Genomic DNA, 12,521 nt, shown 5'->3' with positions numbered 1-12,521 from the left:
GTCCGGTTTGCGGCCAAGCTACGCAAGCGAAAGGGGCGCCGCAAGCATCGACGCCCCCTCTTTGTCTTGTCAAAATCATCCGGCCGAGGCTTTGCCTCGGGGGCGATCAGGCCCGCCCGTAGGCTTCTGCAATGGCCACTTCCAGCGATTGCTTTGCCGTCTTGTCGGTCCAGCTCATCAGTTGGAAGGCCGGGTAATAGCGTTCCGAGGATAGCACTGCCGCAGTGATCAGCGTATCGATCTGCTCGGCGCTGGCGATCTGGCCGCCCGACAGGACCAACCCGTATTTGTAGACCATCAGCTGCTGCTCGGCCCAATAGCTGAAAGCGCCCGCCCAGCATTGGTCGTTCACCAGATTCAAGCCTTCGAACAGGGTCGCCAGCCGGTCTTCGGGCGGCTCGAATTCGAAGGTGCAGATCATCCGCAGCGTTTCATCGTAGTGCGACCATGCAAGGGTGATCGAGTAGGTGCGCCACTGCCCCTCTACCGCCATTGCAATCTGATCGTCCGCGATGCGGTCAAAATCCCAGTCGTTATGCGCCGCGATGTGTTCGACGATATCGATCGGGTGAATTTCTTCGTTCAGGTAATGCTCGGACAGGGCCATGCCGCCACCTCTTTTGTTATGCGTTGGAGGCCAAATTCACCCCCAGCGCTAGCTGCCTGCTCAAGGGACTGGGGCCTGCCTCAGTACCCTTACTAGATATGGTGCCTGTGCTAGGGGGGCTGTGTAAAGTGATAATTTGTGGATAAACACATTAAGTTGTGGACGAAGCCGGGACCGGCTCAGGATATAGGCAGCTCAGATACCGCTTGGTCCAGCGCCCGCGAAAACAGCTGATGTGACCGGGAAAGTGCCGTATCCGGGCGCGTCATCAGGCCAACAGGTCCCCCCGTCAGGCCAAGATCCAAAGGCAAAGCTACCAATCTACCCTCGGCGATGTCCTGTGCCACGACGCCCTCAGAAATGAACCAAAGCACTTGCGAGCCGGGCACGTAATTTCGTCCGAATGCGCCGGAAACGCAGGCGATCTGATGTGGGAAGTCGCCCAGACCCAGCGACAGACGCCAACGATCAAGCAAGGGGCGGATTGCCGCGCCTTCGGGGGGGTAGAGCACACTCCAACCCGCCAAGGCGCTGGGCGCAGGGGCCGGATCGGACAACAGCGGGTGCGCGGGGTCGGCTACGCAAACCACCTTTTCCTGATAAAGCTGGGTAAAGGACAGGCCCTGCATCATCTCGGGCGTGCCCATGCGGCCAATCACCATATCCAGAACGCCAGCGCGCAAATCGCCGGTCAGAGCGCCATGCGCGCCATCGCGCAGCACCAGCCGGGTTTCTGGCGACAACCGCTGAAACAACGCCACGGCCCGCGGCATGAGCCGCGCCGCAACGCTGGGCAGCGATCCGACCTTGAGAACTTCGGCTCCACCTGCGCGGATCGCGCCGACCCCGTCGATCCCCCGTCGGAGCGCCGCAAGACTTTGACCGGCGAATTCCAGAAAGACTTCGCCTTCAGGGGTCAATTGCACACCGCTGCGATCACGCTGCATCAACCGGGCACCAAGCACCTCCTCCAGCTCTTTCAGTGTCTTGGACAAGGCAGGCTGACTGAGATTCAGCTCGTCACAGGCGGTTTTCAGGCGGCCATGACGGGCAATCGCCGTGAACGCCTCGATATGGCGCAGTTTGATCCGAGAGCCGATCATTATCTTGCCTTTTTGGTTATGTATTGCGCGAATAAGATCATTTTACATGGTCAATAGGTTCAGTGTCTACTGTTGGAAAGGGAAAAGGAGGAGTCGCATGCGCACTCAGGTCTGTATTATCGGTGGCGGGCCCTCGGGGTTGCTGCTCAGCCAGCTATTGCACCGCAAGGGCATTGATACCGTGGTGCTTGAGCGCAAGACCAAGGACTATGTGCTTGGCCGCATTCGCGCTGGCATACTTGAAACGGGGATGGTCGACCTGATGCGCGAGGCAGGCGTGGGGGCGCGGATGGACAAGGAAAGCTTTGTCCACGACGGCACTGTGATCTCCTACGGGGATGAGCAGTTCGGTATCAACTTTCAGGATCTGATCGGCGCGCATGTGGTGGTCTATGGTCAGACCGAGGTGACCCGTGATCTGTACGCTGCGCGCGAAGCCATGGATGGCAAGATCGAGTTCAATGTCGATGGGGTCGAAATTCACGGTGCCGACGGCGACGCGCCCTATGTCACCTTCTCGGTGGATGGTGTCACGCGGCGGATAGATTGTGACTATGTGGCGGGCTGCGACGGCTTTCACGGGGTCAGCCGGCAAAGCATTCCCCTGACCGTGCGCAAGGAATACGAAAAGCTGTATCCCTTTGGCTGGCTCGGCATCCTGTCCGAAACCCCGCCCGTGCATGAAGAGCTGATCTATGCCAGTTCCGAACGCGGTTTTGCCCTGTGCTCGATGAGGAACGACAATCTGAGCCGCTACTACATCCAGTGTTCGCTGTCCGACAGCCCACACGATTGGACCGACGTGGCCTTCTGGGAAGAACTCAAGCGCCGCATTCCGGCCGAAGCGGCCGAGAAACTGGTCACGGGCCCGTCGATCGAGAAAAGCATCGCACCGCTGCGCTCGTTCGTGACCGAGCCGATGCGCTGGGGGCGGTTGTTCCTGTGCGGCGACGCGGCCCACATCGTGCCGCCGACCGGGGCCAAGGGCCTGAACACCGCGGCCAGCGATATCCATTATCTCTATCACGGGCTGGTGCAATTCTATCACGATGGCGACAGCGCGGGGATCGATGGCTATTCCGAAAAGGCGCTGGCGCGCATCTGGAAGGCCGAGCGCTTTAGCTGGTGGATGACCAGCCTGCTGCACCGTTTCCCGGACCAGTCCGAGTTCGATCTGAAGATGCAGAAGGCCGAGATCGAGTTTCTACGCACCAACAAGGCCGCGCAGATCGCCATGGCCGAGAATTACGTCGGTTTGCCGTACTGAAAGGGCGCAGCATCATGACCACCAGATTTGACACAGGAATGACCGTTCGGCGTGAGGTTTTGGGAGACACCCATGTGGACCGCGCCGAAGCCGCCAAGACACCGCTGGACACGCCCTTTCAGACGCTGATCACCGAAAGCGCCTGGGGCACCCTTTGGGCAAGCGATGGGATCAGCCGCCGCGAACGCTCGATGCTGACGCTTGCGCTGTTGGCGGCCTGCGGGAATTTCGAGGAAATCCCCATGCATATTCGTGCCTGCGCCCGCACCGGGGCAAGCAAGGAGGATGTCATGGAGACCTTCCAGCACGTAGCCATTTACGCCGGCGTGCCAAAAGCCAATCATGCTATCAAACTGGCCAAGCAAACCTGGGCCGAGATGGAACAGAATTAACCACCGGAAATGCGCACCCCGGACCCCTGAGGAGGAGACACAGAATGCCGACACCCGGCGAATTTTATCAGCGTGACCGCGAGTGGCAGCCGCCCGCCTACACGCACGACTACAAGACCTCGGTAGCGCGTTCGCCGCGTTATTCGCTGATCAGCCTGCAAAATTCGGTATCGGAAATCACCGGGCCAGTGTTCGGGCATGACGATATCGACCCGCTCGATAAGGACATGATCTTCAACTATGCCAAGCCGGGCGAAAGCGCGATTGGCGAGCGGATCATCCTGCACGGCCGGGTTCTGGACGAAAACGGCCGCCCCGTGCCGAATACGCTGGTCGAGGCCTGGCAGGCCAACGCAGGCGGGCGCTATCGCCACAAGAAGGACACCTATCTCGCGCCGGTCGATCCCAACTTTGGCGGCTGTGGGCGCACGATCACTGATGAGAACGGGTACTACTTTTTCCGCACGGTCAAGCCTGGGGCCTATCCGTGGCGCAACTGGGTGAACAACTGGCGCCCCGCGCATATCCACCTGTCGATCTTTGGCACCGGCTTTGTCCAGCGCCTGATCACCCAGTGCTACTTCGAAGGCGACCCGCTGATCGCCAAATGCCCGATCGTCAAGACGATCCCGACGCAGCAAGGCATCGACAGCCTTGTGGCGGCGCTGGACCTGAATTCGACGATCCCGCTGGACACCATTGCCTACAAGTTCGACATCGTGCTGCGTGGGCGCCGCTCGACGCTGTTCGAAAACCGTCTGGAGGGCAACTGACATGGTACAGAAGCTTGATTACCTGAAAGAAACCCCGTCCCAGACCGCCGGTCCTTATGTCCACATTGGCCTTGCGCCGGGGGCTGCGGGCTTTGACATCTACAAGCAAGAGCTTGGCAAGGATATCGCCGGGCCGAACGCGGCAGGTGAGCGTATCCGGGTCGAGGGGCTGGTCATCGACGGCACCGGCAGCCCAGTCAAGGATGTGTTGCTTGAAGCCTGGCAGGCTAACGCCGATGGTCACTATGCTCATCCCGAAGGTGGCGGACCGGTCGAAGAGGGCTTTCGTGGCTGGGGCCGGGTCATCACTGAATTCGAAACCGGTGAGTGGGCCTTTGAAACGGTGAAACCGGGGTCTACACCGGGCCGGAATGTCGGCACGCAAGCACCGCATATCAACCTGTGGATCGTCGCGCGCGGCATCAATATCGGGTTGAACACCCGGATGTATTTCGAGGATGAGGCCGAGGCCAACGCAGCCGATCCGGTGCTGAACCTGATTGAATGGGAACGCCGCCGCGCAACGCTGATCGCCAAGCGCAGCGAAAAGGATGGGCAGGTCGTCTATCGTTTCGACATCCGCCTGCAGGGCGAAGATGAAACGGTCTTCTTTGATATCTGACAAGACCCGGGGGCGTTTCCGGACGCCCCCGGTACTTCTCCTGAGCGAAAATACTCAGTAACCTGCGACAAGCCACAAACGCCCCGACGAAAAGGCAAGCAAGACCATGACCAAACCCTGCATCATCTGCGTCGCGATCACCGGATCGGTGCCGCGCAAGGCCGACAACCCGGCGGTTCCCGTCACCATCGAGGAACAGGTGGAAAGCACGCAGGCGGCGTTCGAGGCCGGGGCCAGTATCTGTCATGCCCATGTGCGTGACGAGAACGAGAACCCCACATCGGATCCCGAGCGGTTCGCACGGCTGGTCGAAGGGCTGAAAAAGCATTGCCCCGGAATGATCATACAGCTGTCGACCGGCGGGCGCAGCGGCGCTGGGCAAGCGCGCGGTGGGATGCTGCCTTTGCGGCCTGATATGGCGTCCTTGTCGGTAGGGTCGAACAACTTTCCGACGCGAGTCTATCAGAACCCGCCGGATCTGGTCGACTGGCTGGCCTCTGAGATGCGCACTTATGAGGTCAAGCCCGAGATCGAGGCTTTCGACCTCAGCCACATTTTCAACGCCGCCGAAATGAACAGGGACGGGCGTATTCCGGGCAAGCTCTATGTGCAGTTCGTCATGGGGGTGAAAAACGCCATGCCCTGCGACCGCGGGGTCTTTGACTATTACATCAAGACCGTAAAGCGCCTGACGCCGGACGCGGAATGGTGCGCGGCCGGGATCGGGCGCCACCAGATCGAGGTCAACGAATGGAGCATCGCCGCCGGTGGCCACACTCGAACCGGGCTTGAGGACAATGTGCGTTGGGACAAGTCCACGCTGGCCCCGTCAAATGCCGCGCTGGTTACGCGGGCCGCAGAGCTGTGTGAGAAATACGAGCGCCCAGTGGCGACCTGGCAGCAAGCCCGCGAAATCCTCGGGCTGCGCCCGGCTGGGTAAACCGCTCCGCTGCGCGGCGGCGTTCAGGACAGCGGGACTGGGTCAAAACAGGCGGTTTGCACCTGTGGCACCGAGCCGGGCGGCAGCACTTCAAAGCTCTGCTCAAAGTGTTTGCCCTGATCGTCAATCACCGCAAAGGTCCAAGTGCCCTGCACCATCTCGTATTCCTTTTCGAAGGTGAAAAGGTTGAGCGCGGGCGCGCCCGGCGCAAGTGGGGCGCTCCAGCTTTCGGTGGTCACGCGTCGTTTGCCGAGCGGCGGATGCGTGACAGTCATACGTGTGCCGCGGCTCGTCTCGCCCTCGGGCAGCAGGATGCGCAACCCGAAGCTCAGCCCCAGATGCGCCGGCACACCGGTGGTGTAGACGTCGAAGGCGCGGGATTGGTCGATGCTGTTGATCACGCCGCTTTCGGTCAGCGGGGCCTCGCGCTGGCCATCCGTGGTGATCTCGCAGATCACGCCGAATTCGACGAGTTCGATGGCAGCGGCTGCCGGATGGGCGAACAGCAGGAAAGTCACAGCTGTAGAGCATAGGCGATGGCGCATGACGGCTCCTTTCATGGAAACTGTCGCCCATGGGCATTACCGAGGCAAGCGTCGATACAAGCAAAAAAAGGCCCCGCGCTGGCGGGGCCTTTGTGTGATCTTCAAGCGATCGCTCAGCTGATAACCGCAGCCTTCACATCATCGTCGATGTAGGGAACGTACTGTTCGAAGTTGTCCGCGAACATCTGTACCAGCTTGTGGGCCTGGGCGTCATAGGCGGCCTTGTCGTCCCAGGTCTTGCGCGGATCCAGCAGCAATTCCGGCACGCCTTCGACGTGAACCGGAACCTCGAAGCCAAAGTTGGCGTCCTTGCGGAATTCGGCCTCGGCCAGTTTGCCGGACAGGGCGGCGGTCAGCAGGGCGCGAGTTGCCTTGATCGGCATGCGCGAGCCGGTGCCATAAGCGCCGCCGGTCCAGCCTGTGTTGACCAGCCAGCAGGTGGCGCCGTGCTTGGCGATCTTTTCGCGCAGCAGGTTGCCATAGGCTTCGGGGCGACGCGGCATGAAGGGCGCGCCAAAGCAGGTGCTGAACGTGGGCTCGGGCTCGGTCACACCGCGTTCGGTGCCGGCCACCTTGGAGGTGAAACCGGAGAGGAAGTGATACATCGCCTGCGCAGGGGTCAGACGCGCAATGGGAGGCAGCACGCCAAAGGCATCGCAGGTCAGCATGATGATGTTCTTCGGATGCCCGCCAAGTGCGGTTTTCGACGCGTTCGAGATATAGTGCAGCGGGTAGGCGCAGCGCATGTTGGCAGTCAGGCTGTCGTCTTCGAAATCCAGATCGAAGGTTTCCGGATCAAAGACCATGTTCTCGATCACGGTGCCGAACTTCTCGGTCGTGGCGTAGATTTCCGGCTCGGCCTCGGGCGACAGGTTGATGGTTTTGGCATAGCAGCCGCCTTCAAAGTTGAAGGTGCCACGATCCGACCAGCCATGTTCGTCGTCGCCGATCAGAACGCGATCCGGATCAGCAGACAGGGTGGTCTTGCCGGTGCCGGAGAGGCCAAAGAACACAGCGGTATCGACCGGGTTGCCCACAGCGTGGTTGGCCGAGCAGTGCATCGCCATGATGCCCTTGCCGGGCAGGATGTAGTTCAGCAGCGTGAAGATCGACTTCTTGTTCTCGCCCGCATACTCGGTGTTGGCGATCAGGATGCGCTTTTTGTCAAAGTTCATCGCCACCACGGTATCGGTGCGGCAGCCGTGTTTGGCCGGGTCCGCCTTGAACGACGGGCAGTTGATCACGGTCCAATCCGCCTCGAAGGAATCGAGATCTTCGCGGTCGGGACGGCGCAGCATGTGGCGGATGAACAGGCCATGCCATGCCAGTTCGGTTACCATGCGCACGTCGATGGCATTGACCGGGTCGGCACCGCCGACGAGATCCTGCACGTAGAAATCGCGGCCCTTCATATGCTCCAGCATGTCTGCCTCAAGCGCATCGAACCCTTCGGGAGCCATCGGTGCGTTGTTTTCCCACCAGATCGAGTCCTCGACCGACGGGGTGCGCACGATGAACTTGTCCTTGGGGGATCGGCCGGTGAACTTGCCGGTGGTGACAAGGAACGATCCGCCCTTGCCCAGCGTCCCTTCGCCTTTCTTCAGAGCGGCTTGGATAAGCGCGGGCTCCATGAGGTTATAATAGACATTGCCCAGACCTTCGATCCCTTGATCTTCAAGTCGGAATTGCGGGTTCACCCGTCCAAATGTCATCTGCATAGCTCCTGTCGCAGCGCTGGTAAGTAAGAATCTTGCGGCAAACGTGCCGCCAGAGGAGTTTTCTTTAACATGACGCCTTCCCGAGTGAACAGGACGCAAGCGCACAGTTAGCGCAACCAAATGACGTTTAGCGATATCATGGCAGAAGCTCGCCCACGCTGTTAGCGCCGACTGTAGCACAGATCGGAACAATCCGCAGAAACAAGGTGAGGCTTTTTAGCCATTCCTTTGCCAAATTCGACTGGAATGAGGGGGCGACACGGCCTGATTCGCAGTTAGGGATTGTTGCAAAGTGAAAATCCTCGCATATTAGGCGAAAAAAATCAGGCAAGTAGAGCAGTATAAGGAATAGCCTATGTCGAAAATCGCCCTTGTGGACGATGACAGGAATATCCTGACATCGGTTTCGATGACCCTCGAGGCAGAGGGTTTCGAAGTAGAAACGTATAATGACGGTCAGGCCGCGCTTGATGCCTTCAACAAGAAGATGCCCGATATGGCCGTCTTCGACATCAAGATGCCGCGCATGGATGGCATGGATCTGCTGCAGCGCGTTCGGCAGAAATCCAAGATGCCGGTGATCTTCCTGACGTCCAAGGATGATGAGATCGACGAGGTTCTGGGACTGCGAATGGGCGCTGACGATTACGTCAAGAAACCCTTCTCGCAGCGTCTTCTGGTCGAACGTATTCGCGCCCTCTTGCGTCGCCAGGAAGCGGTTGCAGGCGACGTTGTCGGCGACACCGAAGAAACCAAGCTGATGACCCGCGGATCGCTGACGATGGACCCGCTGCGCCACGCTGTCTCGTGGAAGGGCCGGGATGTGACCCTTACGGTCACCGAATTCCTGCTTCTTCAGGCACTGGCGCAACGGCCCGGGTTCGTGAAATCGCGCGACCAGCTGATGGACGTGGCTTATGACGATCAGGTCTATGTCGATGACCGGACAATCGACAGCCACATCAAGCGTCTGCGCAAGAAGATGCGGACCGTGGACACGGATTTCTCGGCGATCGAAACGCTTTACGGTATCGGATACCGCTACAACGAAGAGTGATCGATGGCCTTGGCCGAACGGATCTCAGTGGATGACGACCGGGACGAAGGGTCTCGGCATAGTGCCGATGTTGTTCTGGGCGACGATTGGGTCGCTCCGGACAGCACGGTAGAAAAAGAGCTGCGCGACAGCCGGGCTCAGCGGAGCCTGTTTTCGCTGAACCGCTCGCCTCTCACCCGCAAGATCATCACTTTCAATCTGGTCGCCCTCAACGTGCTAGTTGCGGGCATTCTTTGGCTAAATTCGTCGCGCGACACGCTGGCGGTGCAAAAGGCCAATGCCCTCCAGTCCGAAGTCGAATTGATTGCCGATGTCTTTGAGGCGCAGTTGCCGCAAGATGTGCCGGTCAGCCTTGGCACATCGGACGGGATTGATGTCACGACTACGGTGCAGGGGATTGACCTTCGTGTTGGGGCGCAGTTGCTGGTCTATGATGCTGCGGGGTTCCTTATCGGGGAAACCTCCGGCGCGCTTCCTCCGCTGCTCAGCGCTGTTCCGGAAGAAGATCAGCCTACTCTGATTTCCAACTTTCTGAACGGCGTATGGCGAACGGTCGCGGGCTTTTTTACCTATTTTTCGTCCGAACCGGATTTGGTGCTGGAAGACAAGCTGCGCCGCATGATCGAAGCCGGAGATCCCACCGTGACTCGGGTCGTTTCCGGCAATGGCGCGCATGGGGAAACGCTGTTCCACGCTTTCTCGCCGATCCGGCAGGGCGGGGCGGTTTTGGGCACCATTGCGCTGGTGTCTCCCGCGACAGAAATTGACGCAGCCGTCAGCGCCGAGCGTGAGCGTGTCTTGCAGATGTTCGTGATCGCGACGCTTGTCTCCATCGGACTAAGCCTGGTTCTGGCGTCGACAATCGCCAATCCTATCTCCGATCTGGCCGACGCCGCCGAGATTGGCCGCGACCGCAATCGCCGCAGCAAGACGACGGGCCGTATCCGCATTCCCGATCTGACCGCCCGCCCGGATGAAATTGGCCGCCTCTCCGGCGCGCTGCGCGGCATGGTCGGAGCGCTGTATGACCGGATCGACAGCAACGAACAATTCGCCGCCGACGTCGCACATGAAATCAAGAACCCGCTGGCTTCGATGCGCTCGGCGGTGGGCAGCTTGCGCATGGTGCGCAAGGAAGAGCACCGCACCAAGTTGCTTGAGGTGATCGAGCATGACGTGCGCCGCCTTGACCGCTTGGTCAGCGACATCTCGAACGCGTCGCGACTGGATTCCGAGCTGGTTAAAGAGGAAGAACAGGAGTTCAACCTGCTCGATCTTTTGGGGAATATCACCGAATTTCTTGGTCAGGACGCGGAAAAACGCGGGGTGGAATTCATCACCGATCTGCCGCCGCGCCCGATCCTGATCAACGGACTGGAGCCGCGCCTCGCACAGGTTTTCGTCAACTTGATCACCAACGCCATTTCGTTTTGCGAAGATGGCGATGCGATCCGAGTTTGGGCGCGCCGCCGCGACAACCGCGTGTTGGTGGTGGTCGAAGATACCGGCCCGGGCATTCCAGAAGAGGCGCTGCAAAAGATCTTCAAACGCTTTTACACATCGCGCCCGCAACAGGACTTTGGCAACAATTCCGGCCTTGGTCTGGCGATTTCCAAGCAGATCGTCGAAGCGCATGGCGGCGTGATCTGGGCCGAGAACATCCGGCCAACCGAAGCTGACGTAACCTCGGAACCGCTGGGCGCGCGTTTCGTGGTGGGTCTTCCCATCTAGCCATGCCTGACACCGCCACGCCGCTTGTCCTTCACGCCAGCGCCGTTGCAGTCGAGGGGCGCGGGCTGTTGATACGTGGGGCATCGGGCCGCGGAAAATCATCACTGGCTTTGGAATTGATGGCGCGCGGGGCGCTGTTGGTTGCTGATGATCGCGTGATCGTTACCCCTCGGAAGGGCCAAGCGCCTTGGCTGTCGGCACCCAAAACGATTGCCGGGCTGATCGAAGCAAATGGCATTGGCATCTTGCACGCGGCTGCGTTGACCACGGGCGCCGAGTTGACCGCTGTGGTCGATCTCGATCATGAGGAAACGCACCGTTTGCCGCCAATGCGCGAGACTATCCTTATGAACCGGGCCGTGCCCTTGCTTCACTTTTGCGCCTCTCCCTATTTTCCGGCAGCCATTTTGCAATATCTCAAGGGGGGGAGAAAGGATTGACCGTGCTCCAAGGCATTCAAAGAGTGGTGCTTGTCACCGGGCCATCAGGCGCCGGACGGTCCACTGCGATCAATGCCCTTGAGGACTTTGGCTTTGAAAGCATCGACAACATCCCATTGTTGATGATCCCGCGCCTGATTGACGGCACTGAGCCACTGCCGCGTCCGATGGCTTTGGGGATCGACGTGAGAAATCGCAATTTTTCGGCCGAAGGGTTGCTGGAACTGCACCAATCCCTATCGAGCATTGCGGGTCTGAGTTGTGATTTGCTGTACCTCGATTGCGCCCCCGAGGTTCTGAGCCGCCGCTATTCCGAGACCCGCCGCAGGCATCCTTTGGCCCCTGACGAGTCCCCAAGCGAAGGCATCGCGCGGGAACTGGCCTTGCTGGAAGACGTGCGGTCGCGCGCCGATGTTCTGATCGACACCACCGACCTGACAGTTCACGAGCTGCGCGCCGAAATGGAAGGTTGGTTTCGGCATGAAACGGGGCAGGGCATGGCGCTGTCGATCCATTCCTTTTCCTACAAACGCGGTCTGCCACAGGGGCTGGACATGGCCTTTGATTGCCGTTTCCTACGTAACCCCCATTGGGAACCGGACCTGCGCGCCCACACCGGCCTTGATCTGCCTGTTTCGACCTATGTTTCCCAGGATCCAAGATACGACGGCTTTCTTGAGCGCACGCTCGAGTTGCTGCTTTTCGTGCTGCCGGGCTGCGTCCAGGAAGGCAAAGCGCACTTTTCGGTTGGCTTTGGCTGCACCGGAGGGCAACACAGATCAGTTTCCGTTGCGGAAGACGTGGCAGGTGCCCTTGCACAAGAAGGCTGGCGGGTGTCAATTAGGCACCGCGAACTGGAAAGGCGCGGCGTGATGCCGGCTTTGGGGCGCGTGCAGGACAAAGCTGGAAAGGCTCCGCAGTGATCGGAATCGTGATTGTGGCGCATGGTGGATTGGCAAGAGAGTATCTCTTGGCGGTCGAGCATGTGGTTGGTGCACAGCCCGGAATCCGCGCGATCTCGATCGAGCCGGACTGCGATCGTTCGGACAAACAGGCGGAAATCTGTGTCGCCGCGGACGATGTAGACACTGGCGATGGCGTGATCATCGTGACTGACATGTTCGGCGGCTCGCCGTCAAATCTGGCGTTGATGGCCTGCCAGCCTGACAATCGCCGCATTTTGTATGGCGCCAATCTGCCTTTGTTGATCAAGCTGGCCAAAAGCCGCCAAATGCCGGTTGCCGACGCGGTCAGGGGTGCATTGGAGGCCGGGCGGAAGTATATCGACAGCCGGAATATTGGCCCCGGTGCTGCTTGACTAGCGTT

The 12,521-nt window shown here is 59.7% G+C and carries 14 protein-coding genes; 10 read left to right on the top strand and 4 right to left on the bottom strand.

What is annotated here, in order from left to right; genetic code table 11:
* Positions 1-106: 106 nt before the first annotated feature.
* Complete coding sequence (locus tag ACOYQJ_RS11830; protein WP_422906223.1) at positions 107-607, bottom strand: type III secretion system chaperone family protein; 501 nt, start codon at positions 605-607, stop codon at positions 107-109.
* A gap of 179 nt (positions 608-786) precedes the next feature.
* Positions 787-1,710: a pca operon transcription factor PcaQ gene (gene pcaQ / locus ACOYQJ_RS11825; RefSeq protein ID WP_422906222.1), complete on the bottom strand. Its 924-nt coding sequence runs from the start codon at positions 1,708-1,710 to the stop codon at positions 787-789.
* Positions 1,711-1,807: 97 nt separating this feature from the next.
* On the opposite strand from pcaQ, the gene pobA reads away from it, so the two are divergent.
* The 5 genes from pobA (at position 1,808) to ACOYQJ_RS11800 (ending at position 5,704) form a co-directional block, all read left to right on the top strand.
* Entirely contained in the window at positions 1,808-2,977 is a 1,170-nt protein-coding gene (gene pobA, locus ACOYQJ_RS11820) for a 4-hydroxybenzoate 3-monooxygenase (RefSeq protein ID WP_422906221.1), read from the top strand.
* A gap of 14 nt (positions 2,978-2,991) precedes the next feature.
* Positions 2,992-3,369, top strand: coding sequence for a 4-carboxymuconolactone decarboxylase (gene pcaC, locus ACOYQJ_RS11815; protein ID WP_422906220.1), 378 nt, complete (start codon positions 2,992-2,994; stop codon positions 3,367-3,369).
* 44 nt (positions 3,370-3,413) lie between these two features.
* Positions 3,414-4,142 carry a protocatechuate 3,4-dioxygenase subunit beta gene (gene pcaH, locus ACOYQJ_RS11810; RefSeq protein WP_422906219.1) on the top strand — a complete coding sequence of 243 codons (729 nt, stop codon included), beginning with the start codon at positions 3,414-3,416 and terminating at the stop codon, positions 4,140-4,142.
* Position 4,143: 1 nt separating this feature from the next.
* Positions 4,144-4,764, top strand: coding sequence for a protocatechuate 3,4-dioxygenase subunit alpha (gene pcaG / locus ACOYQJ_RS11805; protein WP_422906218.1), 621 nt, complete (start codon positions 4,144-4,146; stop codon positions 4,762-4,764).
* Between the two features lie 106 nt (positions 4,765-4,870).
* Positions 4,871-5,704 carry a 3-oxoadipate:acetyl-CoA acetyltransferase gene (locus ACOYQJ_RS11800; protein ID WP_422906217.1) on the top strand — a complete coding sequence of 278 codons (834 nt, stop codon included), beginning with the start codon at positions 4,871-4,873 and terminating at the stop codon, positions 5,702-5,704.
* A gap of 23 nt (positions 5,705-5,727) precedes the next feature.
* Here ACOYQJ_RS11800 and ACOYQJ_RS11795 read toward each other — a convergent pair whose 3' ends face one another.
* Complete coding sequence (locus tag ACOYQJ_RS11795) at positions 5,728-6,249, bottom strand: DUF3859 domain-containing protein (RefSeq protein WP_422906216.1); 522 nt, start codon at positions 6,247-6,249, stop codon at positions 5,728-5,730.
* A gap of 113 nt (positions 6,250-6,362) precedes the next feature.
* Positions 6,363-7,961 carry a phosphoenolpyruvate carboxykinase gene (locus tag ACOYQJ_RS11790; RefSeq protein ID WP_422906215.1) on the bottom strand — a complete coding sequence of 533 codons (1,599 nt, stop codon included), beginning with the start codon at positions 7,959-7,961 and terminating at the stop codon, positions 6,363-6,365.
* Positions 7,962-8,322: 361 nt separating this feature from the next.
* Here ACOYQJ_RS11790 and ACOYQJ_RS11785 point away from each other — a divergent pair, with 361 nt between their 5' ends.
* The 5 genes from ACOYQJ_RS11785 to ACOYQJ_RS11765 are packed head-to-tail and all read left to right on the top strand — an operon-like array spanning position 8,323 to position 12,513.
* Positions 8,323-9,024, top strand: coding sequence for a response regulator transcription factor (locus ACOYQJ_RS11785; protein WP_422906214.1), 702 nt, complete (start codon positions 8,323-8,325; stop codon positions 9,022-9,024).
* A gap of 3 nt (positions 9,025-9,027) precedes the next feature.
* A complete protein-coding gene (locus tag ACOYQJ_RS11780) occupies positions 9,028-10,755 on the top strand; it encodes a sensor N-terminal transmembrane domain-containing protein (RefSeq protein ID WP_422906213.1) in 1,728 nt (575 codons plus the stop codon).
* A gap of 2 nt (positions 10,756-10,757) precedes the next feature.
* The gene (locus tag ACOYQJ_RS11775) at positions 10,758-11,195 is read left to right on the top strand and encodes an HPr kinase/phosphorylase (RefSeq protein WP_422906212.1); all 438 of its coding nucleotides are present in this window, start codon (positions 10,758-10,760) and stop codon (positions 11,193-11,195) included.
* Between the two features lie 2 nt (positions 11,196-11,197).
* Positions 11,198-12,118 carry an RNase adapter RapZ gene (gene rapZ, locus ACOYQJ_RS11770; RefSeq protein WP_422906283.1) on the top strand — a complete coding sequence of 307 codons (921 nt, stop codon included), beginning with the start codon at positions 11,198-11,200 and terminating at the stop codon, positions 12,116-12,118.
* Entirely contained in the window at positions 12,115-12,513 is a 399-nt protein-coding gene (locus ACOYQJ_RS11765; RefSeq protein WP_422906211.1) for a PTS sugar transporter subunit IIA, read from the top strand. The genes rapZ and ACOYQJ_RS11765 overlap by 4 nt, the downstream gene beginning before the upstream one ends.
* Positions 12,514-12,521 lie beyond the last annotated feature (8 nt).

The sequence above is a fragment of the Pacificoceanicola algae genome, from assembly GCF_049341065.1.
GTDB lineage: Bacteria > Pseudomonadota > Alphaproteobacteria > Rhodobacterales > Rhodobacteraceae > Pacificoceanicola.
This window is presented reverse-complemented; position numbering and strand designations above follow the sequence as displayed.

Bases quoted from the DNA above. Each gene is read 5' to 3' on its own strand.
- ACOYQJ_RS11830 (WP_422906223.1), bottom strand. From the start codon at position 607: ATGGCCCTGTCCGAGCATTACCTGAACGAAGAAATTCACCCGATCGAT.
- pcaQ (WP_422906222.1), bottom strand. From the start codon at position 1,710: ATGATCGGCTCTCGGATCAAACTGCGCCATATCGAGGCGTTCACGGCG.
- pobA (WP_422906221.1), top strand. From the start codon at position 1,808: ATGCGCACTCAGGTCTGTATTATCGGTGGCGGGCCCTCGGGGTTGCTG.
- pcaC (WP_422906220.1), top strand. From the start codon at position 2,992: ATGACCACCAGATTTGACACAGGAATGACCGTTCGGCGTGAGGTTTTG.
- pcaH (WP_422906219.1), top strand. From the start codon at position 3,414: ATGCCGACACCCGGCGAATTTTATCAGCGTGACCGCGAGTGGCAGCCG.
- pcaG (WP_422906218.1), top strand. From the start codon at position 4,144: ATGGTACAGAAGCTTGATTACCTGAAAGAAACCCCGTCCCAGACCGCC.
- ACOYQJ_RS11800 (WP_422906217.1), top strand. From the start codon at position 4,871: ATGACCAAACCCTGCATCATCTGCGTCGCGATCACCGGATCGGTGCCG.
- ACOYQJ_RS11795 (WP_422906216.1), bottom strand. From the start codon at position 6,249: ATGCGCCATCGCCTATGCTCTACAGCTGTGACTTTCCTGCTGTTCGCC.
- ACOYQJ_RS11790 (WP_422906215.1), bottom strand. From the start codon at position 7,961: ATGACATTTGGACGGGTGAACCCGCAATTCCGACTTGAAGATCAAGGG.
- ACOYQJ_RS11785 (WP_422906214.1), top strand. From the start codon at position 8,323: ATGTCGAAAATCGCCCTTGTGGACGATGACAGGAATATCCTGACATCG.
- ACOYQJ_RS11780 (WP_422906213.1), top strand. From the start codon at position 9,028: ATGGCCTTGGCCGAACGGATCTCAGTGGATGACGACCGGGACGAAGGG.
- ACOYQJ_RS11775 (WP_422906212.1), top strand. From the start codon at position 10,758: ATGCCTGACACCGCCACGCCGCTTGTCCTTCACGCCAGCGCCGTTGCA.